The organism is Arthrobacter sp. NPDC058192, from assembly GCF_042883665.1.
Classification (GTDB): Bacteria; Actinomycetota; Actinomycetes; order Actinomycetales; family Micrococcaceae; genus Arthrobacter.
Genome location: NZ_JBHVVJ010000013.1, coordinates 24,930 through 47,993, shown reverse-complemented (window position 1 = coordinate 47,993; position 23,064 = coordinate 24,930). Strand labels below are relative to the sequence as shown.

Here is a 23,064-nt window from a genome sequence, read left to right as displayed (position 1 = left end):
TCAACAGAAAGCAGGGTCCCATGTCCAAGTTCGTTTTCATTTACCACGCCCCAATGACCCCAGCCGAGGCCGCTCCGCCGTCGCCCGAAGAGATGGCCGCCGTCATGGGCCAGTGGAACGCGTGGGGAGCCAAGGTGGGCGACGGCCTGGTCGACTTCGGCACCCCGCTGGCCAACGGTGTCCGCGTCTCCCCCGGTGGAACCACGGCCCCGAGCCAGCGTGAGGTGGCCGGCTACAGCATCATCGAAGCGGACAACCTCGATGCAGCCGTGGAGCTCGCCAAGCAGCACCCGCACCTGAACATGCCCGGCGGCTGTGAAATCGAGGTCCACGAGGCCCAGCAGATCCCTGGCATGTAGCACCGGTCCACGCCGGACCTGACAGGGCGTCCGCTGCTGCTCGGCAACAGGGAACTCGGACACTGGTCTGGCAACAGGCACACGAGGGCAGTCGGCATAGGCCGGCTGCCCTCGTGGTTTCCGGGAGGATCACGGGGAGACGAGCGGGCGCTGCAGAACCACGCGCGGCGCCAAAACCTTGCTGTGGCGGCGCTCCGATACCGGAGGATTGAACCGGGTATCTTCCAGGGCTCCCCCGTCGTCGAGCCAGCCTCGGTGGTTGTAGAAGCTGATTGCCCGACTGTTGCCTTTCTCCACCCAGAGAAAGGCCCGGTTACAGCCGAGTTCGATGAACTTTTGCTCGGCCGCTGCAAACAGGACGGATCCAAGGCCCCGGGCCCACCAGTCCGGATGCACATTGATCGCGTAGAGCTGTCCTGTTCCAGGGTCAGCGTCTTCAGGGGCAGCGCCGAGAATGGCGAAAGCCGCAACGTCATCGCCGCTTTGAACGACGAGATGAACCGTCCCGTCCCCGGGCTCAAGGATGTTTCGACGCCAAGCATGAGACGCCCGTCCGACGTCGAGTCCGTCAAGGTACTCATCGGTCATGACCCCGCGGTAGGTGGCCCGCCACGCCGCGATGTGAACTTCTGCCAGCCGGGCGGCATCGTGTTCAGTTGCTGTCCTGACGGTGACATTCGGAAGGGTCATGTTCCCGAATCTATCAACCCGGGTCACCGGCTACGTGCGGCGGATACGAGGCGGCGGGCGAGGTGGACGATGACGACGACGCTGACTGCCACCAGGAGCCACGAGCCGGCCAGCCCAAGGATCGGGCCGCTCGTGCAGGTACTAACGGCGCCTGACTCCACCGCGAAGTCGTGACACTCCCCGACCCGAAACCCGAGCATCAAGGCGTCCACGGCAATCACGAGCCCCATGGCCATTACCCAGGGCCACCGCCGGCCCCGGCGCAGCTGAGGCTGAGGCGCTTCCTTCACGGCACCGCCCCCGCATCTCTCCATAGAGGAGTTCTCCCATAGACCACTTGGTAGCTATCACAACACGAGTCGGTGGCAACGGAAAGGCTCTGGTTACACAAATTCAGAAACCCCTAACTAGCCCACGAAGACCGTCGCTTTCGGTCCTTACCGGCTCCGAATTCGCACCTGACCGCCTCCATATGCGCTGAAGCATCTATGCTTCGCTGAGTCGCGAACGCGGCATTGACAGGCACCGCAGGTTGTTGTGGTACAGGGAGATGCCTCCGCCGTCGGGAATGCGGAAAGCAGATTAGGATCGCATCGCCGGGCTGCTCTTGCCCGCCGACTTGCATACCCAAGGAGCCACGTGAACCGCGCCCTTCTCGTCATCGACGTCCAGAACGAGTACATCTCCGGAAACCTGCCGATCGGCTTCCCTCACCCGGACGTGAGCCTGTCCAACATCGGCAAAGCCATAGATGCCGCCACAGAAGCAGGAATACCTGTGATCGCAGTTCAGCAAGCTGCGCCGGAGACATCACCGATCTTCGCCCGCGGCAGCCACGGATTCGACCTGCATCCCGTTGTCGGCAGCCGTGGCCACGACCACCTGGTCGAGAAGACCCTTCCGTCCTGCTTCACCGGCACTGATCTCGCCGAATGGCTCACTGCCCACGACGTCGACACGGTCGCAATCAGCGGATATATGACGCAGAATTGCGATGAATCGACGGCCCGGGACGCAGCACACCGTGGACTGAAAGTCGAGTTTCTCGCCGACGCCACAGGCACGCTGGCCATGTCCAACGAGGCGGGATCGCTGGGGGCCGAGCAGCTGCACACCGCGGTGCTTGTGGTCCTCCAGTCGCGCTTCGCCTCTGTTGTTTCGACTGCCGAGTGGATCGATGCCGTGCAGCACGGCTCGCCCGTTCCGAAGCCGGACATTTTCAGGAGCACGCAGGCCGGCCGCGACGCCGCCGCGGACTTGGTCTGACCCGTTCAGACCGAGCGGTACCGGAGTGAGCCGGGAATCTCGCCCCGGCGCCCCAGGCTGTCCCCGTAGGCGAACTTCGCCCAAAGTGCCCGGATCGCCCGGCCGTGGGTGTTGATGTCCTCCCAAGTCGCGCCGGCCAGTAGCCCGGCGCCCTCCCATGTGCCTTGGTGGCCGAACAGCAGCGGCAGATCAACGGTGTGCGCGGCGCCGTAGGGATTGCCGGGTGCCCGCCAGGAAAGCACGTAGCTGTGGGCCCGTCCGCCCGCGCGCACGTGCCGCCGCGCGAACTGCCGGGCCGACTTGCCGTAGACCAGCTCGGTCACCGCCCACGTGATCGCCGTTAGGACTGCGTTGCCGACGACGGGGATCCGCCCCACCCGGCTCAGGCGGCGGCTCCTGGGCAGGAACAGCCGGACCTCCTCCGCGGTATGGCCGATCAGGACGTCGATCCCCGGCGCGGCAGCATCCCAGGCCCGGCCGATCTCGGATTCCTGGGGCAGGGGCGCGTGCCCGTACTGGGTTCCGAACGGCATGGCAGCCATCAGCCCGAATTTGCGCGCCGTCTGGGCAACATTCTCTTCGATGGCCACCACCTCCATGGCCGGCGTGCGCTCGGTGACGGCCTCAGCGGCGGCGCCCATGGCGGCGTTCATCCTTTCCCGGCCGCGGGAGATACCCAGGGGCGCGCTTTGGATGATGGCCCGCTGGAACAGTGATGCCGCGTCCGGCGTCGCCATGAGGTGTGCGACGGCGTCGCCGCCGGCGGATTGCCCGAAGGCGGTCACCCGGCCAGGATCGCCGCCAAAGGCGGCGATGTTCCGCTGCACCCAGCGGAACGCCTCGAGCTGGTCCAGCAGGCCGAGGTTGGCTGGCCGGCCGGTGCTCGTGGCGAGATAGCCGAAGAGGCCCAGACGGTACGTCACCGAGACAACGATGACCTGGTTTTCGGCAACCAGCGACGCCGGATCGAATATGGCCAAGTCACCCGAGCCGGACGTGTAGGAGCCGCCGTGGAGCCACACCATCACCGACAGCCGCGCGTCGGCGTCGACGCCGGCAGGCAGCGTGATGGAGAGGCGCTGGCAATTTTCGTCGCCGGGAAGTTCCCCGTAGCGGGTGCCCAGCACGTCATCGAGGAACGGCACCGGCGCCTGTGGGCACGCCGGCGACAGGGTGGTGGCAATGAGCATGTCGGACCAGTCGGGCGCCGGGGCGGGCGGCTGGAACCGGCCGGCGGCGGCGTACGGAATGCCGGTGGCCCGGACGACGTCGCCGTCGAGCCACCCGGCGACCGGGCCGCACGGCGGCTCAAAGGCAAGGTTCACGTAACGATCTACCCGTTTTTCAGCAGGGCCACATCGGAGACAAGGTCGAGGTGCTCCAGCATCGCCGCCGCCGCGGCGGCGGAATCCTGGGCCCTGATGGCGTCTGCAATCCGGCGGTGGGAAGCGAGGGACTGCTCCGGGCGGCCGGGCTGCCCGAGCGATTCGAGGCGCGTCTCCAGCACCATTCCGGCAATGAACGTCATCAGCTGGGCCAGCACTGCCGAATGCGCCGCGGCGGTCACGGCCTGGTGGAACAACTCGTCGCCGTGCGCGCCCTTGGCCCCCGAGGAGACTTCGGCCGCCATCGCGTCGAGCGCCTGGTCGATCGCTTGCATGTCCGCCTCAGTCCGCCGGGCCGCGGCAAGTTCGGCCAGCTTGACTTCCAGGGTGCTCCGCGCTTCCACGATCTCTGGCAAACGGTTGCGGTGCTCGCGGAGGCCCTTGATCACCGACGGAATGTTGGGCCGGTACACGAGCACCGCTCCCGTGCCGTGCTGGACGTCGATCACGCCCAATACTTCGAGGGCCACCAGGGCCTGGGCCAGGGTGGCCCGCGAGACACCCAGCTGTTCGGCAAGCTCCCGCTCGGCCGGCAGCGTGTCCCCCGGCCCCAGCTGTGCGGCCTCAACGAAATCCATGATCTGCTCCACCAGCTGCTCATAGAGCCGGGGCCGCGAAACACGGGAAATGTGGTGCGTTGCCGACTGCTTTGCCATGCGCGTCCTTCCGCCCTGTCGTGAGCCCAGCGTACCGGACATCTATTGACAAAGACACCCGGTGTCTAGGAGGCTAGGCCACTAAGCCAGTAAGCCACATCACATCAATTCCCGATCCGGAGGCACAACGATGTCCGCTCCCGTACTCTCTATCATCATCCTGGCGGTGATGTTCCTGCTTGCCACGGTGCTGCCCCTCAACATGGGCGCCCTGGCCTTCGTGGGCGCATTCCTGCTGGGCTCGGTCGTGCTCGGCATGTCCACCAACGACATTCTTGCCAACTTCCCCGGCGGGCTGTTCCTGACCATCGTCGGGGTCACATACCTCTTCGCCATCGCCCAGAACAACGGAACCATTGACCTGCTGGTCCGCGGCGCCGTCCGGCTGGTGGGCAATAAAGTCGCCCTCATCCCTTGGGTGATGTTCGCCATCACCGCGCTCATCACCGCTGTAGGCGCCCTGTCTCCCGCCGCCGTCGCGATTATCGCGCCGATCGCACTAAGCTTCGCCGCCAAGCACAAGATCAACCCGCTGCTGATGGGCATGATGGTCATCCATGGCGCACAGGCCGGCGGCTTTTCCCCGATCGCCGTCTACGGCGTCACGGTCAACGGCATCATCGCCAAGACCGACCTGGAAGCCAGCCCGATGGCCATCTTCCTGGCCAGCTTCATCTTCAACCTCGCCATTGCCGTGGTGCTGTCCATCGTCCTGGGCGGTAACAGGTTCCGCTCCACGAAGGCTGGCCGGCTGGTGGAGCAGGCCGCCGAAACCCGGATGACTGTCAGCGTGGGCGCCCGTGCAGCCGGCGCCACCCTGCGGGGCTCCGGCTCTGACATCTCGCCCGCCGGCGTTTCGGCGAAGGGAACCTCCGGTTCCGGCTCAGCCGGTTCCACCGCCGCCGACGCCAGCGCTGCCCGCGCGACCGTTCCGCAACTGGTCACCATCGCGGGCCTGATCGCCCTGGCCGTCATCTCGCTCGGTTTCAAGGTGGACGTCGGGTTCGTCTCCATCACCATCGCCATCATCCTGGCCCTCGTCTCCCCGGCCGCCCAGAAGGGCGCCGTGAACAAAATCAGCTGGTCCACCGTCCTGCTCATTTGCGGCATGCTCACGTTCGTGGGCGTCCTGGAGGAAGCCGGCACCATCAAGTTCGTTTCCGACGGCGTAGCCCATATGGGGATGCCCCTGCTCGCGGCCCTGCTGATTTGCTACATCGGCGCCGTGGTCTCGGCCTTCGCCTCCTCCACCGCCATCCTCGCCGCCCTCATCCCGCTGGCCGTCCCCTTCCTGTCCACCGGCGAAGTCGGCGCCGTCGGCGTGATCGCCGCCCTGGCCGTCGCCGCCACGATCGTGGACGTCTCCCCGTTCTCCACCAACGGCGCGCTGGTGCTCGCCAACGCCCCGGAAGACGTGGACAAGGACAAGTTCTACAAGCAGATCCTGGCCTACAGCGGCATCGTCGTCGTCGTCGGGCCCGCCGTCGCCTGGCTGGTCATGGTGATGCCGGGCTGGATGTAGCCGGCCCCGCAACGAACGCCGCTGGCGGAATCCCGCCAGCGGCAGGCGCTAACAGCAAAATCCAGCAAGAAAGCAAGAAAAGGAACACCATGAGCACTGAACCAACGCCCCCAGCCGAAGGCCCCCTTTCGGGCTACCTCGTGGTTGACCTGAGCCGTGCCCTCGCCGGCCCGCACGCCGGAATGATGCTGGCCGACCTCGGAGCGCGGGTCATCAAAGTGGAGAACCCTGGGACCGGGGACGATACCCGCGGCTGGGGTCCGCCGTTCGTTGGCCCCGAGGACGACCCGCAGGCCACGTACTTCCTGTCCTGCAACCGCAACAAGGAATCCATTGCCCTGGACCTCAAGAGCGACGACGGGCAGACCGTGCTGCGTGAACTGCTGGAGCGCGCCGACGTCGTGATCGAGAATTTCCGGCCCGGCGTCCTGGACCGGCTCGGGTTCTCGGCCGCGCAGATGCATGCCCTGAACCCCAAGCTGGTGATCCTGTCCATTACCGGCTTCGGCCACGACGGGCCAGAATCCCGGCGCAGCGGCTACGACCAAATCCTGCAGGGGGAGGCCGGACTGATGTCCCTGACCGGGTCCGGGCCGGACGACCCCCAGCGCGTGGGGGTGCCCATCGCCGATCTGCTCTCCGGCATGTACGGCGCGTTCGGCACGCTCGCGGCGCTGCTGCAGCGGGAGCGGACCGGCCAGGGGCAGATCGTCCGCACGTCCCTGCTGGCAGCCCTGATCGGGGTCCACGCCTTCCAGGGCACGCGCGCCACCGTGGCGGGCGAAGTCCCGAAGGCCCAGGGAAACCACCACCCTTCCATCGCCCCCTACGGGCTGTTCCACTGCCGGCAGGGCCGGGTGCAGATCAGCGTCGGCAGCGAGAAGCTCTGGGCCACCTTCGCCTCCACCTTCGGGATCGACAACACCCGGCCCGAGTTCGCCACCAACGCCGAGCGCGTCCGGAACCGGGAGAAGGTCATCGAAGAGGTGGAGCGCGTGTTCGCCGACTACGAGGCGGAGCCGCTGCTGGCCAAGCTGAACGACGCCGGGATCCCGGCCGGCAAGGTCCGCACCCTGGACGAGGTCTACGAATGGGAGCAGGTGCACTCCCAGGGCCTGGTGATTGACGTCGACCATAAGATCCTCGGCAACGTGAGCCTCCCCGGGCCGCCGCTGCGGTTCTTCACCGCCGCTGACACCGACGAAACGACACTCAAGACCCACACCGCGCCCCCGCTGCTGGACCAGGACGGGGACCAGATCCGGCAATGGCTGGGGCTCTCCCTCGCAGCCGGAGCCAGCCGCGGGGCGGAAGGCCAGTGAGCATGCAAGTGGATGAGGAAGTCCGGCCGGAACAGCAGGGGCCGGAACATAAGGGGCCGGAACATAAAGTCCGGCACCTGGACGCCACCGAACTCATCGCGGCAGTCCTGGATCCGGGCTCCTACCGCACCTGGGATACCGCGGTGACCGATCCGGCGCCGGATCCCGCCTACCGGGACGAACTCGCCGCGGCGCGGGCAAAGACCGGCGTGGACGAATCAGTCCTGACCGGGGAGGGCCTCATCCGGGGCCGCCGGGTGGCCGTGATCGTGAGCGAATTCCGCTTCCTGGCCGGCTCCATCGGGCTCGCCGCGGCGGAACGGATCGTGAACGCCGTCGAACGGGCAACCCGCGAGGGACTTCCGCTGCTGGCCGGCCCGGCGTCCGGGGGAACACGCATGCAGGAAGGCACCATCGCCTTCCTGTCCATGGTGAAGATCAGCGCGGCCGTGCGGGCACACCGCCAGGCCGGGCTGCCGTACCTCGTCTACCTGCGCCACCCCACCACCGGCGGCGTGATGGCGTCCTGGGGCTCGCTCGGACACATCACCGTGGCCGAGCCGGGGGCGCTGCTTGGCTTCCTGGGGCCCCGGGTCTACGAGTCGCTCTACGGCAGCCCCTTTCCGAAGAACGTCCAGGTAGCCGAAAACCTCTTCGACAAGGGGCTCGTCGACGCCGTCGTCCCGCCCTGGCAGCTGTCCGACGTCGTGGACCGCGCCCTGAACATCCTGGTCACAGGACCGAACGCGCGGGTGAGTCCGCCCCGGACGCTCGCCGTCAAACCGTCCGACGCCGGGGCCTGGGAGTCGATCGAAATCTCCCGGAATCCGCGCCGGCCCGACCTGCGGCAACTGCTCGCCTACGGTGCCCGCGACGTTCTCCCGCTCAACGGCACAGGGCAGGGCGAGAAGGACCCCGGCCTGCTGCTGGCCCTTGCCCGCTTCGGCCAGAAGTCCTGCGTGGTGATCGGCCATACCCGGCCGCGACCCTCGCAGCAGACGGCGATGGGGCCGGCGTCGCTGCGGGAGGCCCGCCGCGGAATGCGGCTCGCCGAGGAGCTCGGCCTGCCGCTGGTCACTGTGATCGATACGGGCGGCGCCGCGCTGTCCAAGGAGGCTGAGGAAGGCGGGCTCGCGGGTGAAATCGCCCGGTCGCTGCAGGACCTCATCGGCCTGAATTCGCCCGCCGTCTCTGTATTGCTCGGCCAGGGAGCCGGCGGGGGCGCCCTGGCGCTGCTGCCGGCCGACCGGACCATCGCGGCCCAGCACGCCTGGCTGTCCCCGCTGCCGCCCGAAGGCGCGAGCGCCATCGTCCACCGCACCACGGACTTTGCTCCGGCGATGTCCGAAGCCCAGGGCGTCAATGTCGCCTCGCTGTACGCCGGCGGCCTCGTGGATCACATCGTGGACGAGCGCGGCGACGCCGCGCAGGAGGCCAGGGCCTTCTGCCAGCGCGTCGGCCAGGCCATCGAGTACGAGCTCGCGACCCTCGCCGGGGCCGGGATTACCGAGTTGCTCGCCGGGCGGCTGGCGAAATACCGCAACCTGGGCGGCATTGGCGGACGGGCCTAGCTGTCCATCTAGCGCAAGCTGGAGAACTCCGCCCGGCGGAGCGTGGCGTAACGGCCGTAGGCGGCGACCACAGCAGCCTCGACGGCGTCGACGTCGAGCCCCGGCACGAGGTCATCGGCCGCACCCGCCGTCGTCGGGTCCCACGCGAGGCCGAGGGCGGCGTAGCTGGCCTCGAGGACGGCGCGGATCGGGGCGGAGTTCTCCACTACGATCACGGAGCTGAAGAGCCAGCCGCCGGCGACGACCCGCTGGGCGGTGCCGACCAGTTTGATCCGGTGGCCCGGGTCCTGCGGGCCGGTGCCGTGCACGCTGAACTCCCCGGGGCAGTACTCCCCCGGGATCTCGCCGACGCCGGCGTCCACACCGGCGTCGCGCAGCGCCCCGGCGAGCAGTTCACCAAACAGGGAGAACCGACCCTTGGCCCCGGCGATGGCATCGGCGTGCGGCTCGATGTGGTCGATCACCAGCGTCCCCTGGTGATAGGCGGCGGCCCGGCCGCCGGCCTTCCGGACCAGAGGTTCGAACCCCAGATCCCGGCAGGCCTGAACCGCAGCATGAAAGCCCGGCAGGTGGGTGTCCCGCTGGCCGAAGGCCACGGTGGGTTCGGGCCGGTACAGCCGCAGGGTCGGGCCCACGTTTCCGGTCTTGACCCGCTGCAGCAAATCCAGGGCGAAGTCCAGGTCCGCGGCGGCGCCCAGAGTCTCCCCCTGCCGGACAACAGCCAGTGTCTGGGGTCCGGCGTCGGCCTGCGGCATGTTGTTATGCTCCCTTATGCTCATCTTGCAGTTTCTGGTCGTCGCCGCCGCTTTCGCCGTCCTGGATGCGGTCTGGCTCAAATCAATGAGCAAGTTTTACCGGAACCATCTGGGCCACCTCATGGCGGACAAGCCCCATCTAGGGTACGCCGTCGTCTTCTACGTGCTGTACATCGCCGGGATTCTCTTCTTCGCCCTGGCGCCCTCGCTCGACGGCGGCAGCTGGCTCACCGCGCTCGGCTACGGTGCCGCGCTGGGCACGTTCGCCTACGCCACCTATGACCTGACCAACGCTGCGACGTTAAGGGACTGGCCGCTCCCGATTGTGGTGGCGGACATCGTGTGGGGCGCCGTCCTGACCGGACTGGCAACCCTTGCCGGCTGGCTTGTGTTCCACTAGCACGGCGGTTTCCCCGCGACCGTTGTGGCTCCGGCCGAGCCGGCAGAGAACCCGCCCGCGTAGATGCATTAGTTGTGCGCTGGGCTGTGCGGGTCGGGACTTGTGCGGTGTCAGGATTTGCGTAGCGTCAGGATCTGTTCGGCGCGGCCAAACGGGCCGGTCAGGTCGTGCAGCACGGTGGAGGTCAGTCCGATGCCGTCCGTGCCGAACGAGACCTCGTTATCCAGCCCAAGCCATTCCCCCTCCGGCTGCCGGTACATGTGGATCTGCAGGTCCAGGTTAGGGAAGGCGTAGCTGCCCTTGCCTGGCGGAACACGGGCGGCTATCCCGTTGGCCGTGTCCACGAGGCCGACGAGGCGGGCGAGGTCGCTGCTGTCCGCCCGGTTTGTCAGCGGATGGTCTGTGTGCAGCCACACCGTTCCCGAGCCTGCCCGGTGGCCCTCGGCAATCCACATCTGCAGTGAGGCGATGTAGCCGCCAGGCCAGATGCTCGCGGCGTCGTAGGGCTTGCAGTCCTCCGGCGCCGGGATTTTCGGGTCTTCGAACGCGGCGATGGCCGACGTGTCGGAGGTGATCATCCGCCAGGCAGTGGCGCGGATGGCGGTGCGGCCGCCCGCCACGAGTTCGGCCTGCACCAGCTCAATGGTGCGGCCGGGGCGCAGTGTCGTGGTCACCACCTCGAAGTCGCCGCCGGGAATCAGGCCCAGGATCTCGTAGCTGAGCCGGGCCATGCGCATATCCTCGCGGGGCTCGTGCCGGGCAAGGCAGTCGGCCATGATGCCGGACGCCGGGGCCATGTGCTGCTCCTGTTCGTTCCAGGCGCCCTGCGCATGAATCGTGGAGCGGAACCGGCCGTCCCCCAGCACCTCATAGTAAAAATTGCCCTCGGCAAGTTCCGGTAATGCAGCAGCCAACGTCCGCCCTTTCATGCAACTGGTGATTCCAGAACACACTATCCCCTAGCCACCGCGGACGCGCCCAGCGGCCGGCATGGGTATGCCCCGGCCGCTGGGCCCACAATCCGGCGGCCGGCTGCCGGGGTCCCGGCCGACCCGCCCAGCCGCTGTTGCTCCCGAGTCGGCGGGACTGGGTAGACTCGGACAGACGGTCCGCAACTATCCTCCGAAGAGGTGCTCTCCTGATTCGAGTCATCAGTTACAACCTCCGCAAGCACGCGGCCAGTGGCGAGCTGGTCGATCTGGCCCGCGACTTCGAGATTGATGCGCTGTGCCTCCAGGAGTGCGATACCGAAGACCTGCCGACCACGATCGGCGACCTGCACATCGCCGACGCCACCCGGGGAAACCGGCTGGGACTGGCGATCTATTACCGCAAGGACCGCTTCACCGCTTACGACACCCAGACCTTCGCGTTGAAGAAATCCCTCCACGACCGCGTCCTCGCCCCCGCGCATGAGCGGCTCATTGGAACCCGGGTAACGGACAACGAGACGGACCACGAGCTCGTCATCGCTTCCTTCCACGCCGCACCGCTGACGGCGTCGAACTCGCTGCGGCGGAACCAAATCCATGCGGCCCACGGCGAACTGCTCAGCATGGGCGACGGCCTGATGTCGCTGATGGTCGGCGATTTCAACTATCCGTTCTTCACCAAGTCCTTGACGGCGCAGATGAAGGATGCCGGCTACGAACTTTCGCTTAGCGACCGCAGGACCTACACCCGGTACAAGGTCTTCAAGGGCCACTTCGACTTCGCCACGTCCCTGGGACTGGAAATCGAAAGTGTGGAGACCCTGCCCCGTGGCGCCTCGGACCACCTCCCCATCCTGATCTCGGCCGAGTACGGCCAGGAGGCTACCGGAAACGGAAACGGGCACGGAACCGGTTCGGCGACAGCGTCCCCCTAAAGGTTCAGGGGCGGCCGTTGAAGACGTCAGCACCGAAGCTGTCCAGGCCCGGTGCACCGGCATACCCGAGCCGTGGCAGCGAAAACGCGTCTTCGATGCTGGCAAGGAGGCTGAAATGGTTGTAAGGCCGGTCCGACGTCGTGCCGCCACGGGTGAATGGCGAGAGCACCAGCGCCCCGATCCTGCCGCCGGCGGTCCCGCCGGGCAACAGATCTGATGGTCCCACCGTCTTGCCCTCGGCTTCATCAAAGGTGATGACCAGCATCCCGTCCTGCCTGAAGGCCGGGGAATCCAGGATCGCCGGGACTTGCCGGCTTAACCAGCCGTCCGCTGCCGCCAGGCCGCCGGGACTGCCATCGACGCAGGGGTCGTCGTGGCCGTCATTGCAAAGGTTCGGCGAGATATAGGACAAATTCCGTGTGGTCTCAACGGAGCGGAGGTCGCCGGCGAATTCGGCATAGTCCACCACGTTGCGTTGGCAGTCCGGCGACGAGGTGATGGACTCGAAGTAGACAAACGGATTATGCCGCGTAGCGTACTGGTCGCCCACCTTGGCACCCTGGCTGCTGTCCTTGGCGCCAAGTTCGGGATGCCGGCATGGCGTTCCCATGTCCTCCATGTAGGCCTTCCAGGTCTTGCCGGCCGCACTGAGCTGCCCGGCAACCGTGGGGACCGAATCCGGATAAACACAGCCGCTTCCCTCAACCTGACCCAGCGCGGCGGTCCCTGTTTGCTGGAATGCGGCGTAGGTGGGGCAGTCGTCCCGGGTCATGGCGTTGGAAGTTTGCCCGGAGATTTGCGCGAGGTAGTTCGGGTGGGAGTTGTGGGCGATCCCGTAGTACTGGGACAGCAGGACGCCGCGGCTTCGAAGCGTCTGCGAGAGGTACGTGGCCTGGGAATCGGCGCCCCACACCTCGTGGTAGCCCTTGTTCTCTAGGTTGATCACGAACACGTGCCCCGGCTTGGCAGCGGCCTGCCCGGTGGTGCCGCCGCTGGGCGTGGGGCCCGCACCCCCGCCGGGCGGCCCGGGCACGCACGCTGCTGCCGAGGCGAGCAGGAGCGCTGCAACAAGCCCCGTGGTGATGTGACGCGCGGTTTTCTTGGCGTTCCAGCTCATGGATTCCGGCTTCCTGATTGACCTGATCAGCATGGCATTGGTGGCTCCAGTGGTTGAACTCTTGCACACCGCCGTCAGGAAAACCCGTGAACCGCCTAGAGAGTCGCTGGGAAAAGGCCCGGGCGTTTCGCACCGTTGGAAGCACCGGAACCAAACCGGCGGACTGTTCATTAGACCTCCAGTTAATCGGTCAGTAGACCGTTCAGTAGTGAATGCGGTGGTGGTAGTTTGCAGTCATGAACGCAGCACTGGATTCAATTCCGCTTCTGGACCTCAGCGCAGCCAGGGGCCAGGATGGCGCCTTTGACCCCGCGTTCGTGGAGGCCTTGCGCGACGCGTCGCACCGGGTGGGCTTCTTCCAGCTGACCGGGTACGGGGCCGATGCGGCCCAGGTGGATCAACTATTTGATGTCACCCGGCGGTTCTTCGAACTCCCGCTGGAGTCCAGGTTGGAACTGGACAATCGGCTGTCACCACATTTTCGCGGCTACACACGCTTGGGCCACGAAGTCACCAAGGGCCGGCCCGACGCCCGTGAGCAGCTTGATTTCGGACCGGAACGCCCCGCCGTCGACCACTACCCTCCAGACCAGCCCTATTGGCTGGTACAGGGGCCCAACCTGCTGCCGGACCAGGCGTTGCCGGAGCTGCGACCCGTATGCATGGCCTGGGCGGAGCGGATGTCCCGTGTCGGCGCGGAATTGCTCAGCGCCATCGCCGTGTCCCTGGAGCTGCCGGAAGACTACTTCGCCGAACCATTCCACGGCTCCCCAGCGTGGATGGCCAAGCTCGTCCACTATGTCGGCGGCGTCGTCGCCGATGCCGGCCAGCAGGGCGTCGGCGCGCACGCCGACTACGGATTCGTCACGTTGTTGCTCCAGGACCAGGTCGGCGGCCTGGAGGTGCTCCCGCCGGGCAGCGACGACTGGATTCCTGTAGAGCCGATTCCGGGGGCCCTGGTGGTCAATCTCGGTGAAATGCTCGAAGTCGCCACACAGGGCTATTTGGCGGCCACGATCCACCGGGTGGAGGCGCCTCCGCCCGGCGTTGACCGCTACACGGTCCCCTTCTTCTGGTCACCCCGCCTCGATGCGGTCATCGATCCTGTCCCCCTGCCGCCTGCTCTCGCGGCGCGGTCCCGGGGAATCTCCGACGATCCGCACAATCCAATGCTCGCCTCCTATGGCGCCAACGTGCTGAAGGGGTGGCTGCGGGCGCATCCGGAGGTCGCCCGGATCCATCATCCAGAACTCGTCCGCGCCCGCGAGTAGCCAGGGCCGGCCGTCTCTCTCCCCCCAGGGCGGGCCGCCTCCCAGGTCAGGCCTCCCCCAGGGCGGGCCTCCCCTCAGGCGTTGCGCTGGTGGTTTTAGGCTTTGCGCTGGGCGACGGCGGCCGCGAGCGCGGCCAGGCCCTTCTCGAAGTCGGTGCCAACCATCTTGTCCATGTTCATGAACAAGGCGAAGACCTTGCCGATGCCCTTGTTCTCGCCGGTCATCGTCCACGTAACCTCAGTGCCGCTGGCTGACGGCGTGAACGTGAAACTGGTTGGGTTGACCGCTTTGAAGGGCTTGGTGAACTCCAAGCGGATCTTGATGCTGCGCGGCTCGGCAGTAGCGATTATTTCCATCGTGCCGGAGCCGGCCTTGCGGTTGCCGCTCCAGGCGTATCTGGCCCCTACACCGGAGTCGCTGCCTGAATAGCTCCGTTCCATGGCAGGGTCAACCGCCTCCCACGGAGACCACTTGGTCCATTCGTGGAAGCTGTTGACCAGCGGAAAGATGTCCTCGGCCGGTGCTGGAATGACTGCGCTGCGGGTAACTTCATAGGTAGACATGCCGCCATCCTAGGGGAACCGAGCGCAAAGCCCCCGCCACCGTGCTGCTGACTATGGCAGGACTTCCCTACGGGCCGCCTTCGTTCCGTTCGACGACGAAGTCCCCGCCCGGAAAGATGATGGTCTCGTGGCCGTCGTCGAACCTCACGTGGTACGGCGGCGCGCCGTCAGCGCCCCTTACCTCCAGGATCAGACCGTGCCGATCCGTGGACTCGACCGTGGTTCCCCGGATGATGATGCGGTCCCCTGCGGCTGCCTTCATGGCGGTCACCTGCATTTCTCTTGACGCGTCTGTGCCCGAAGATCATTATTGCAATTGTCGGCTGGGGGGCGCTATGGCCTTGGATGAGGAGCCTTGCCATGAATAGCAGCCAGGCATTTTGCAAACCCGCATATGGGATCGGCGGCTTTGGCCCGAAAACCGATTTCGCGGCAGGACTGCTGCACGGCAAGCTCCCTCACCTGAACGGACTCTGCCATCCGGGCTACCGACGACGTCGAAGCCGCGGGGGTGATTCCTTTGACCCGCGCAACACTGCAGGACCAGCGGGGTTTGAGCCATGATGACCGCAATCCTCCGTCTGGTTATGCAGTTCCGGCTCTTGGTGCTGGCAGTTGCGGCAGGAATCCTGGCCTTCGGGCTTACGAGCCTGCCGAACATGTCCGTGGACGCCTTTCCGGAATTCGCCCCTCCGCAGGTCGAGATCCAGACTGAAGCGCTGGGGCTCTCGGCTGCCGAGGTTGAGCAGCTCATCACCTCGCCCATGGAGGCCGACCTGCTCAACGGTGTGGCCTGGGTGGAGGCGATCCGGTCCAAGTCGGTGCCCGGTCTTTCGTCGATCCAGATGGTCTTCAAGCCCGGGACCGACCTCTTCCGCGCACGCCAGCTGGTCTCGGAACGGCTGACACAGGCCCGCGCTCTGCCCAACGTGTCCGCGGCGCCTGTGCTGATGCAGCCGCTGTCCTCGACCAGCCGGGTCATGATGGTCCGGCTGACCTCGAAGGACATGTCGGCCATCGACATGTCCGTGCTGGCCCGCTGGACCATGAAGCCCGGCCTCCTGGCCGTACCGGGCGTGGCCAACGTGGCCATCTGGGGCCAGCGCGACCAGCAACTTCAAGTCCTGGTGGACCCGGCGCAGCTCGAAGCCAAGGGCGTGACGCTGGACGAAGTTATCAAGACCACCGGCAATTCCGTGTGGGTTTCGCCACTAAGCTTCCTGGAGGCATCCACACCGGGCACCGGCGGTTTCTTCGAGACGGGCCACCAGCGGATCGGTGTCCAGCATGTCCTGCCGATCACCACCCCGCAGGACCTGGGCCAGGTTCCGATCGAAGGATCGCCCGGGAAGCTGCTGCTCAAGGACGTGGCCACGGTCGCAACCGACCACCAGCCGCTGATCGGCGATGCTCTGCTGGGCAAGGATCCCGAGTTGTTGCTGGTGATCGAAAAGTTCCCGGACGCGAACACGATGGACGTGACCCGGGGCGTTGACGAGGAACTCCGCGCACTCCAACCTGGCCTGCCCGGGGTCACGATCGACACCAGCGTCTACCGGCAGGCATCCTTCATCGACGAGGAGGTCGGGACGCTCGGCATCGCCCTGCTGGTCACGCTGCTGGTGATCGTGGGCATGATTGGCGCCTTCTTCCGCTCCTGGCGCACGGCCCTGATCAGCCTCATCAGCATTCCGGTGTCGCTGACCGCGGCGGCGCTGGTGCTCGAAGCGCGCGGCACCGGGATGAACGCCATGGTCCTGGCGGGCATGGTGCTGGCCTTAGCCGACATCGTGGGGGATGTCGCCGAGGACCTCAGCGGCATCGCCCGGACCCGTCGCGCCGCGGCCGCATCAGCCCAGACGGCCGGCGACGCCGGCCGGCAGGAGACGCGCGAGGAGCGCGAGGCGCTTATCCCGGAGGCTTTGCGCGCGGCCCGCACCCCGATGCTCTACTCGCTGCTGATCACGGCGCTGGCCGTCTTGCCCGCCCTCTCCATCGCGGGCGAGAACGAGGCCCTCTTCGGCCCCTTGGTCCAGAGCTACCTGCTCGCCCTGGTTGCCTCCATGATCGTGGCGCTGACCGTCACGGCCGCACTGGCCTACTACCTCCCCGTGGGCTCCTCCGCGAGGGAACGCCGGTCCCTGCGCCGGCTTCAGGGTTCCTACGGCAGAGCGGTGACGCGCCTGGCCGGCAAGACGCGCTGGGTGTTCGCCGCCGGCGCTGTGGTGGCGCTCGCGGGGCTCGCCCTCGTTCCCTTCCTAGCCGCCAGCCAGCCCGTTGTGCCAGTCCTTGCCGACAAGACCCTGGTGGTGCATTGGAGTGCGATGGCCGGCACATCCGACCAGGAGATGGGCCGGATTACCGAGGCCGCTGCCCAGGAGCTGCGGGCGCTGCCTGGTGTCGCCAACGTCGGAGGACATGTAGGACGGGCAATCACCTCGGATCAAGTCGGCGACGTCAGCTCCGGCGAGCTGTGGGTCACCGTGGCCGCCGACGCGGCCTATGCCGACACGGCCGCCTCGGTCGAGCGGCTCATTGCCGGCTATCCGGGGCTGACCAGCAAAGTCTCCACCTATCCGCAGGAACGCATCGACCAGATCCGGGAAGAAGCCGACTCCGGCTTTGCCGTCCGCGTCTATGGACTCGACCCGGCGATACTGCGGCAGAAAGCGGCGGAGGTGCAGCAGATTCTCGGGCACACGGCGGGAGTTGGCAATCCCCACGTCGACCTGCCGGCCGAACAACCCATCGCCGAGGTCAAGGTGGATCTTGCCAAGGCCCAAAAGGCCGGAGTCGTACCAGGCGAAGTGCGGCGGGCGGCTGCCGCCCTGCTGCAGGGCATTGAAGTCGGGAACCTCTACGAACAGCAGAAAGTCTTCTCGGTCGTCGTGAAGGGGGCTGCGGCCACCAGGAGCAGCCTTGACAGCGTCCGCAACCTGATCATCGACACTCCCAGCGGCGGCCACGCCCGCCTGGGCGACGTAGCCCAAGTGACCATGGTCGGGAACGAGTCCGTGATCCTGCATGACGACACGTCGCGGCGCATCGACGTGAAAGCCGATATCCAGGGCCGTCCGCTGGGCGACATCGAACGTGACATCAACGCAAGCCTGCAGCAGATGCAGTTCCCGATCTCCTACCACGCCGAGATCCTGCCCCAGTATGCCCAGCAGCAAAGCAACTTCGAATGGCTGTGGCTGCTCGCGGCGGTCGCCGCCGCAGGCATCCTAGTGCTGCTGCAGACGGCGACAGGAAGCTGGCGGCTCGCCGCCCCACTCTTCCTGGGCCTGGTTCTGGCGCTGTCCGGTGGCGTGCTGGCCGCCCAGCTTACGGGCGGCGTCAACTCCCTAGTGGCCCTGGTCGCGTTTGCCGCCGTCCTGGGCATCGCCGTCCGCGGCGCGCTCCTACTGGTCGGCACTGTGCGCAGCCTGCGTGCCGGGGACGCCTCAGCGCCATGGCCCGCACTCGTGACCCGCGGCGCCAGGCAGCGGCTGGGACCCGTCCTGGCCTCGACCCTGATCACGGCCGTGGCGCTGTTGCCCCTGGTCCTCTTCGGGGGCGTCGTCGGAACGGAAATCATCCTGCCCCTCGCCGTGATCATCTGGGGCGGCCTGCTGACCACCGTCTTCTTCACCCTGTTTGTTGTGCCCGCCACGCTGCTTCGGTTCGAGCCGAAGCGAGCCGCCGCAGCGCCGAACGCCCAGGGCCCCGCTCCACGCACTGAAAGTCAGGATGCGTCATGAACTCCACACCTTCGCGGGGCAAGAGGGCCGCGGCAGTCATCCCTGCATCCTTCGTGGCCGTGCTCACGGCAGTCGGCCTGGCTGGCTGTGCCCAGACGCCGGACAATGCCCCCGGCGGCGACAGCCCGGCGGTCGTGGCCGAAATACCCGGCACCGACCTCCACCGGCTCACCCTGACCGAACACGCCGTCGAACGCACCGGAATCCGGACAGCCGCAACGGCCCAGGATCCCAAGACGCACAAGCTCACCGTCCCCTACGGGGCCATCATCTATGACAGCGCCGGCAAGACATGGGTCTACACCAACCCGGAGCCCCAGGTCTACATCCGCCGGTCCGTCACGGTGGAACGGATCAACGGCCAGGTTGCCCTGCTGACGGACGGGCCGCCGGCCGGCACCGTCGTCGTCACGACCGGCGCCGAGGAACTCTTAGGCGCCGAATTCGATGTGGGTGAGTGAGGATGCGCTGGCTCATCGGGATCAGCCTTAGGTTCAAGACAGTCGTTGTCGCTATTGCGTGCGCGGTGATGCTGCTCGGTTCGCTGCAGCTGGGCTCGGCATCCGTGGATGTTTTTCCGGAATTCGCGCCGCCGCGCGTTGAAATCCAAACCGCTTGCCTGGGACTGACCGCCCAGGAAGTCGAAGAGCTGGTGAGCGTGCCGATTGAGGCCGCGGTAAGCGGTATGCCGGGCCTGGACGAGATCCGGTCCAAATCCGTGCCCCAGTTGTCCTCTATCGTGCTGATCTTCCACCAGGGCACGGACCTGCTCAACGCCCGCCAGCTGGTCTCGGAACGGATGTCCTCGGTAACCGCGGCGCTGCCCACCTGGGCCGCCCCGCCGGTGATGCTGCAGCCGCTGTCGGCCACGAGCCGGGTGATGAAGATCGGGATGACCTCGTCCGAACACTCGCTCATTGAGATGTCCATGCTGTCCTACTGGACCATCCGGGCCCGGCTGTTGCGGGTCCCCGGCGTGGCCAACGTGGCTATTTGGGGCGAGCGGCTCCAGATGCTGCAGGTACAAGTGGAACCGGACAAGCTCAAGGCCCAGAACGTTTCACTCAACCAGGTCATGGAAGTCACCGCCGGCGCCCTCGACGCCGGTCTGCTGCAGTACTCACCGGGACGTTTCATCGGCACGGGCGGCTTCATCGAAAGCCCCACCCAGAGAATGGGGATCAGGCACGTCCAGCCGATTCAGACGTCCGCAGATCTGGCCCAGGTGACTATTCGGGAGAAGGACGGCGTGGCGCTGCATCTGGGAGATGTGGCCCGGGTCGTGGAGGACCACCAGCCGCTCATTGGCGATGCCGTGATCAACAACGGACACGGGCTCATGCTCATCGTCGAAAAGCTGCCGTGGGGTAACACCCTGGACGTGACCAAAGGCGTAGAGGAAGCCCTCCACGAACTGCAGCCCGGACTGAGCGGCATCAAGTTCGACACCACCATCTTCCGGCCCGCCAGCTTTGTCGAAGAGTCAATCTCGAACCTCAGCACAGCCTTGCTGCTTGGCTGCCTGCTCGTCGTGATGATCCTCGTCGCGTTCCTCTTCCAATGGCGCACGGCCCTGATCAGCCTCATCGCCATCCCGTTGTCCCTGCTCACAGCCGCACTGGTGCTGTACTACACGGCAAGTTCGATCAACACGATGGTCCTGGCGGGGCTGGTCATCGCCGTTGGGGTGGTGGTCGATGACGCGATCATCGACGTCGAAAACATCATGCGCAGGTTGCGGCAGCAGCGCGCCCAGGGGAGCACCGAATCTGCCGCGTCCGTGGTCCTGAAAGCTTCGGTCGAGATGCGTAGCCCGATTGTGTACGCAACGCTGATCATCGTGGTCGCCGCCGTGCCGATCTTCTTCCTGGAAGGACTGACCGGGGTGTTCTTCCGGCCGCTGGCCATCACCTACACCCTGGCTGTCCTGGCATCCATGCTGGTGGCACTGACGGTTACGCCGGCCCTGGCGCTGATCCTGCTGGGCAATGCCAAACTGGACCAACGCGATGCTCCGCTGGTCCGGGTGCTCAAACGCGGCTACCACGCGGTCCTGACAAGGTTCATGAACCGGCCCCGGTACGGATACGCGGGCTTCGGCGTCCTGGCGATGGTGGGCCTGGCCATTGTTCCCCTGCTGGGCCAGTCCCTCTTCCCAACTTTCAAGGAACGGGACTTCCTGATGCACTGGATCTCGCAGCCTGGCACCTCAGCGGAGGAGGAATTCCGGATCTCGCAGCGCGGCTGCTCGGAGTTCCTCCAGGTCCCGGGCGTCCTGAACTGCGGCACGCACATCGGCCAGGCGTTCGCCGCGGACGAGATCGTCGGCGTCAACGCCGGTGAGCACTGGATCAGCATCGACCGGCACGCGGACTACGAGAAGACCCTGGCCAACGTCCAGGGAGTTGTGGACGGGTATCCGGGCCTGTTCCGGGACGTCCAGACCTATCTGAAGGAACGGATCGAGGAGGTCCTGACCGGCGCCAGCGAACCCATCCTTGTCCGTGTTTATGGGGATGATCTCCCCACGCTGCGGGCACAGGCCCAACGGGTCAAGGCGATTCTGGAGGACATCCAGGGCACCGAAGACTCGCATGTGTCCCTGGAGGTGGAGGTCCCGCAAATTGCCGTGACCGTTGACCTCGCCAAGGCACAGAAGTACGGGCTCAAACCCGGGGACGTGAGGCGGGCAGCCGCGACGCTTGTGGCCGGCGAAGAGGTGGGGGACGTCTTCCGCGACGGGCGGGCCTACGACGTCCAGGTCTGGAGCACGCCGGCAACCCGTTCCAGCGTCACCAGCATCGAGGACCTGCCTATCGATACGCCCAGTGGCCAGCGCGTCCGCCTCGCCGACGTCGCGGCCGTCAGTCTGCAGGCCGTGCCTAACCAGATCGACCGCACCAACGGGTCCCGCCGGGTGGAAGTCGGCTCCTTCCTCGCGCAGGGCGCAGATCTTGGAGAGGTTGTCGGCGAGCTGCAGGCACGGCTGGAGAAGCTGGATCTGCCAGCCGGCTACAGCGTGCAGCTGCTTGGCGAGTACACCGAACGCCAGGCAGCCACGAACCGGCTCATGATCTTCGCCGCGGCTGCCCTCGCCCTGATCCTGCTGCTGCTGCAGACATCGTTCCGGAGCTGGCGGCTGGCCGTGTTGTCGCTACTGACGCTGCCGGTAGCGCTGGTGGGCGGGGTCATCGCGGCATTCATCTCCGGCGGCGTCCTGTCCCTGGGGTCGGTTGTCGGGTTCCTTACCGTGATGGGGATCGCCGCGCGCAACGGCATCCTGCTCATCAACCACTGCCAGCACCTGGAACGGAATGAGGGAGAGCGCTTCGGGCGGCCCCTGGTCATGCGTGGGGCTTCGGAGCGGCTTTCGCCGATCCTCATGACCACGCTGGCGACCGCGCTGGCTTTGGTTCCCCTCGTGGTCATGGGCAACGTCCCGGGCCATGAGATCGAGCACCCCATGGCCGTGGTCATCTTGGGCGGTCTGGTGACCTCCACGCTGCTGAACCTATTCATCGTTCCCTCCTTGTACCTCCGGTTCGCCAAGTCCAAGAAGTCGCTCGAACGGGAGCGCGCCACAGACGGGACAGCGACCGTCTGAGTCCGGCCACAACCCCGCTGGAACCCGCAAAGGAAATATCCGATGATCCGCAAGCACATTGCCGTAGTCAGTTGCCTCGTGGCGTTGCCATTGTCACTCTTCACGTCCGGGGCAGCTGAGGCCGGCACGGGTCCGGCCCCGACAGGTTCCGCCGGCGCCGCCCCCCAGGCCGGTCCCCCGACAGACTGCGGCCCTGGGTCCCTCCCGGCCTTTAGGGCGCGTGACTTCCCCCGCCGGCCGGAGGTGGACAACACCTGGCTCCCCATGAAACCGGGAACGCGCTCCGAGTTCATCGGCCGCGTCACGGACCTCACCACCAAGCCGCCAGAGGTCCACACGCACAAAGTGGTGTCCATCGTGACGGGGCTGACCAAAATGGTCCACGGAGTCCGCACGATTGTCCTGTGGGACCGGGACTACAACGACGGAGTCCTGGAAGAATCCGAGCTGGCCTTCTTTGCGCAGACGGAGAAGGGTGCGGTCTGGCTGTTGGGCGAGTACCCGGAGGAGTTCGACGGCGGGAAGTTTGCTGGCGCCCCCAACACGTTTATCGCAGGGGTAGACAAAGCACGTGCCGGCATCGCCATGCTGGCGCACCCGTCGAAGGGATCCGGCCCCTACACGCAGGCGTCAGCGCCCGCGATTGAATTCTTGGACTGCGGCCAGGTGGCCAGCAAGACGGCCAAGACTCTCAAGATCGACGAGTTCAACCCCCTCGAAGGGTCCTCCGCCGGCCACCAGCAGAAGTATTACCGGGCCGGAGTGGGAAGTTTCAAAGTAACGGCCACCAGCGGTGACAGCCAGGAATTCCTGAACCTCCACTCGACCACCAGGCTCGACGAGGCTGCACTGGCCGCCGTCAACAAGCGAGCGCTGGCGCAGGACCGGCACGGCTACGCGGTCAGCCCCGGAGTCTACGGCACCACAGAACGGGCCAAGGCCAGGTGCTCATGACCACGGCCGCCCGACGATG

21 protein-coding genes are annotated in these 23,064 nt (G+C 66.4%); 12 read left to right on the top strand and 9 right to left on the bottom strand.

Going from position 1 to position 23,064, the window contains the following annotated elements; all coding sequences use genetic code 11:
- The first annotated feature begins 20 nt into the window (after window positions 1-20).
- The gene (locus ACFVVK_RS13890; RefSeq protein WP_390267808.1) at window positions 21-359 is read left to right on the top strand and encodes a YciI family protein; all 339 of its coding nucleotides are present in this window, start codon (window positions 21-23) and stop codon (window positions 357-359) included.
- A gap of 129 nt (window positions 360-488) precedes the next feature.
- On the opposite strand, the gene ACFVVK_RS13885 is transcribed toward ACFVVK_RS13890, so the two are convergent.
- Both ACFVVK_RS13885 and ACFVVK_RS13880 read right to left on the bottom strand, forming a co-directional pair.
- The gene (locus ACFVVK_RS13885; protein WP_390267805.1) at window positions 489-1,049 is read right to left on the bottom strand and encodes a GNAT family N-acetyltransferase; all 561 of its coding nucleotides are present in this window, start codon (window positions 1,047-1,049) and stop codon (window positions 489-491) included.
- 23 nt (window positions 1,050-1,072) lie between these two features.
- Window positions 1,073-1,279 carry a hypothetical protein gene (locus ACFVVK_RS13880; RefSeq protein WP_390267802.1) on the bottom strand — a complete coding sequence of 69 codons (207 nt, stop codon included), beginning with the start codon at window positions 1,277-1,279 and terminating at the stop codon, window positions 1,073-1,075.
- Window positions 1,280-1,688: 409 nt separating this feature from the next.
- Here ACFVVK_RS13880 and ACFVVK_RS13875 point away from each other — a divergent pair, with 409 nt between their 5' ends.
- Window positions 1,689-2,315, top strand: a complete 627-nt coding sequence (locus tag ACFVVK_RS13875) for a cysteine hydrolase family protein (RefSeq protein WP_390267799.1) — start codon at window positions 1,689-1,691, stop codon at window positions 2,313-2,315.
- Between the two features lie 5 nt (window positions 2,316-2,320).
- Here the strand turns inward: ACFVVK_RS13875 and ACFVVK_RS13870 are convergent, their stop codons facing one another.
- Both ACFVVK_RS13870 and ACFVVK_RS13865 read right to left on the bottom strand, forming a co-directional pair.
- Entirely contained in the window at window positions 2,321-3,640 is a 1,320-nt protein-coding gene (locus ACFVVK_RS13870) for a carboxylesterase family protein (protein ID WP_390267796.1), read from the bottom strand.
- An 8-nt stretch (window positions 3,641-3,648) separates the two neighbouring features.
- Entirely contained in the window at window positions 3,649-4,356 is a 708-nt protein-coding gene (locus tag ACFVVK_RS13865) for a FadR/GntR family transcriptional regulator (RefSeq protein ID WP_390267793.1), read from the bottom strand.
- A gap of 130 nt (window positions 4,357-4,486) precedes the next feature.
- On the opposite strand from ACFVVK_RS13865, the gene ACFVVK_RS13860 reads away from it, so the two are divergent.
- The 3 genes from ACFVVK_RS13860 (at window position 4,487) to ACFVVK_RS13850 (ending at window position 8,771) form a co-directional block, all read left to right on the top strand.
- On the top strand, window positions 4,487-5,878 hold the full coding sequence (locus ACFVVK_RS13860; RefSeq protein ID WP_390267790.1) for an SLC13 family permease: 1,392 nt from the start codon (window positions 4,487-4,489) through the stop codon (window positions 5,876-5,878).
- An 89-nt stretch (window positions 5,879-5,967) separates the two neighbouring features.
- Window positions 5,968-7,200, top strand: a complete 1,233-nt coding sequence (locus ACFVVK_RS13855) for a CaiB/BaiF CoA transferase family protein (RefSeq protein ID WP_390267787.1) — start codon at window positions 5,968-5,970, stop codon at window positions 7,198-7,200.
- A gap of 2 nt (window positions 7,201-7,202) precedes the next feature.
- Window positions 7,203-8,771: a carboxyl transferase domain-containing protein gene (locus ACFVVK_RS13850; protein ID WP_390268065.1), complete on the top strand. Its 1,569-nt coding sequence runs from the start codon at window positions 7,203-7,205 to the stop codon at window positions 8,769-8,771.
- An 8-nt stretch (window positions 8,772-8,779) separates the two neighbouring features.
- On the opposite strand, the gene ACFVVK_RS13845 is transcribed toward ACFVVK_RS13850, so the two are convergent.
- Entirely contained in the window at window positions 8,780-9,526 is a 747-nt protein-coding gene (locus tag ACFVVK_RS13845; RefSeq protein WP_390267784.1) for a biotin/lipoate A/B protein ligase family protein, read from the bottom strand.
- A gap of 16 nt (window positions 9,527-9,542) precedes the next feature.
- On the opposite strand from ACFVVK_RS13845, the gene ACFVVK_RS13840 reads away from it, so the two are divergent.
- A complete protein-coding gene (locus ACFVVK_RS13840; RefSeq protein WP_390267781.1) occupies window positions 9,543-9,926 on the top strand; it encodes a DUF2177 family protein in 384 nt (127 codons plus the stop codon).
- A 110-nt stretch (window positions 9,927-10,036) separates the two neighbouring features.
- Here ACFVVK_RS13840 and ACFVVK_RS13835 read toward each other — a convergent pair whose 3' ends face one another.
- The gene (locus ACFVVK_RS13835) at window positions 10,037-10,840 is read right to left on the bottom strand and encodes a thioesterase family protein (RefSeq protein ID WP_390267779.1); all 804 of its coding nucleotides are present in this window, start codon (window positions 10,838-10,840) and stop codon (window positions 10,037-10,039) included.
- 227 nt (window positions 10,841-11,067) lie between these two features.
- Between ACFVVK_RS13835 and ACFVVK_RS13830 the strand changes: the two genes are divergently transcribed.
- Window positions 11,068-11,793 carry an endonuclease/exonuclease/phosphatase family protein gene (locus ACFVVK_RS13830; RefSeq protein WP_390268062.1) on the top strand — a complete coding sequence of 242 codons (726 nt, stop codon included), beginning with the start codon at window positions 11,068-11,070 and terminating at the stop codon, window positions 11,791-11,793.
- A 4-nt stretch (window positions 11,794-11,797) separates the two neighbouring features.
- Here the strand turns inward: ACFVVK_RS13830 and ACFVVK_RS13825 are convergent, their stop codons facing one another.
- A complete protein-coding gene (locus ACFVVK_RS13825) occupies window positions 11,798-12,910 on the bottom strand; it encodes an alkaline phosphatase family protein (RefSeq protein WP_390267776.1) in 1,113 nt (370 codons plus the stop codon).
- A 236-nt stretch (window positions 12,911-13,146) separates the two neighbouring features.
- On the opposite strand from ACFVVK_RS13825, the gene ACFVVK_RS13820 reads away from it, so the two are divergent.
- Window positions 13,147-14,181: an isopenicillin N synthase family dioxygenase gene (locus ACFVVK_RS13820; protein ID WP_390267773.1), complete on the top strand. Its 1,035-nt coding sequence runs from the start codon at window positions 13,147-13,149 to the stop codon at window positions 14,179-14,181.
- 95 nt (window positions 14,182-14,276) lie between these two features.
- Here the strand turns inward: ACFVVK_RS13820 and ACFVVK_RS13815 are convergent, their stop codons facing one another.
- Window positions 14,277-14,744, bottom strand: a complete 468-nt coding sequence (locus ACFVVK_RS13815; protein ID WP_390267770.1) for an SRPBCC family protein — start codon at window positions 14,742-14,744, stop codon at window positions 14,277-14,279.
- A 67-nt stretch (window positions 14,745-14,811) separates the two neighbouring features.
- The gene (locus ACFVVK_RS13810) at window positions 14,812-15,006 is read right to left on the bottom strand and encodes a DUF1918 domain-containing protein (RefSeq protein WP_390267767.1); all 195 of its coding nucleotides are present in this window, start codon (window positions 15,004-15,006) and stop codon (window positions 14,812-14,814) included.
- A gap of 298 nt (window positions 15,007-15,304) precedes the next feature.
- On the opposite strand from ACFVVK_RS13810, the gene ACFVVK_RS13805 reads away from it, so the two are divergent.
- The 4 genes from ACFVVK_RS13805 to ACFVVK_RS13790 are packed head-to-tail and all read left to right on the top strand — an operon-like array spanning window position 15,305 to window position 23,045.
- On the top strand, window positions 15,305-18,487 hold the full coding sequence (locus ACFVVK_RS13805; RefSeq protein ID WP_390267764.1) for an efflux RND transporter permease subunit: 3,183 nt from the start codon (window positions 15,305-15,307) through the stop codon (window positions 18,485-18,487).
- Window positions 18,484-18,948, top strand: coding sequence for a hypothetical protein (locus tag ACFVVK_RS13800; RefSeq protein ID WP_390267761.1), 465 nt, complete (start codon window positions 18,484-18,486; stop codon window positions 18,946-18,948). The genes ACFVVK_RS13805 and ACFVVK_RS13800 overlap by 4 nt, the downstream gene beginning before the upstream one ends.
- Before the next feature lie 2 nt (window positions 18,949-18,950).
- On the top strand, window positions 18,951-22,091 hold the full coding sequence (locus ACFVVK_RS13795; RefSeq protein ID WP_390267758.1) for an efflux RND transporter permease subunit: 3,141 nt from the start codon (window positions 18,951-18,953) through the stop codon (window positions 22,089-22,091).
- A gap of 42 nt (window positions 22,092-22,133) precedes the next feature.
- Complete coding sequence (locus ACFVVK_RS13790) at window positions 22,134-23,045, top strand: hypothetical protein (protein WP_390267755.1); 912 nt, start codon at window positions 22,134-22,136, stop codon at window positions 23,043-23,045.
- The last annotated feature ends 19 nt before the right edge of the window (window positions 23,046-23,064 follow it).

Coding starts and splice junctions, on each gene's coding strand:
- ACFVVK_RS13890 (WP_390267808.1), top strand. CDS start 21: ATGTCCAAGTTCGTTTTCATTTACCACGCCCCAATGACCCCAGCCGAG.
- ACFVVK_RS13885 (WP_390267805.1), bottom strand. CDS start 1,049: ATGACCCTTCCGAATGTCACCGTCAGGACAGCAACTGAACACGATGCC.
- ACFVVK_RS13880 (WP_390267802.1), bottom strand. CDS start 1,279: ATGGGGCTCGTGATTGCCGTGGACGCCTTGATGCTCGGGTTTCGGGTC.
- ACFVVK_RS13865 (WP_390267793.1), bottom strand. CDS start 4,356: ATGGCAAAGCAGTCGGCAACGCACCACATTTCCCGTGTTTCGCGGCCC.
- ACFVVK_RS13860 (WP_390267790.1), top strand. CDS start 4,487: ATGTCCGCTCCCGTACTCTCTATCATCATCCTGGCGGTGATGTTCCTG.
- ACFVVK_RS13855 (WP_390267787.1), top strand. CDS start 5,968: ATGAGCACTGAACCAACGCCCCCAGCCGAAGGCCCCCTTTCGGGCTAC.
- ACFVVK_RS13850 (WP_390268065.1), top strand. CDS start 7,203: ATGCAAGTGGATGAGGAAGTCCGGCCGGAACAGCAGGGGCCGGAACAT.
- ACFVVK_RS13845 (WP_390267784.1), bottom strand. CDS start 9,526: ATGCCGCAGGCCGACGCCGGACCCCAGACACTGGCTGTTGTCCGGCAG.
- ACFVVK_RS13840 (WP_390267781.1), top strand. CDS start 9,543: ATGCTCATCTTGCAGTTTCTGGTCGTCGCCGCCGCTTTCGCCGTCCTG.
- ACFVVK_RS13825 (WP_390267776.1), bottom strand. CDS start 12,910: ATGAGCTGGAACGCCAAGAAAACCGCGCGTCACATCACCACGGGGCTT.
- ACFVVK_RS13820 (WP_390267773.1), top strand. CDS start 13,147: ATGAACGCAGCACTGGATTCAATTCCGCTTCTGGACCTCAGCGCAGCC.
- ACFVVK_RS13815 (WP_390267770.1), bottom strand. CDS start 14,744: ATGTCTACCTATGAAGTTACCCGCAGCGCAGTCATTCCAGCACCGGCC.
- ACFVVK_RS13810 (WP_390267767.1), bottom strand. CDS start 15,006: ATGAAGGCAGCCGCAGGGGACCGCATCATCATCCGGGGAACCACGGTC.
- ACFVVK_RS13805 (WP_390267764.1), top strand. CDS start 15,305: ATGATGACCGCAATCCTCCGTCTGGTTATGCAGTTCCGGCTCTTGGTG.
- ACFVVK_RS13800 (WP_390267761.1), top strand. CDS start 18,484: ATGAACTCCACACCTTCGCGGGGCAAGAGGGCCGCGGCAGTCATCCCT.
- ACFVVK_RS13795 (WP_390267758.1), top strand. CDS start 18,951: ATGCGCTGGCTCATCGGGATCAGCCTTAGGTTCAAGACAGTCGTTGTC.
- ACFVVK_RS13790 (WP_390267755.1), top strand. CDS start 22,134: ATGATCCGCAAGCACATTGCCGTAGTCAGTTGCCTCGTGGCGTTGCCA.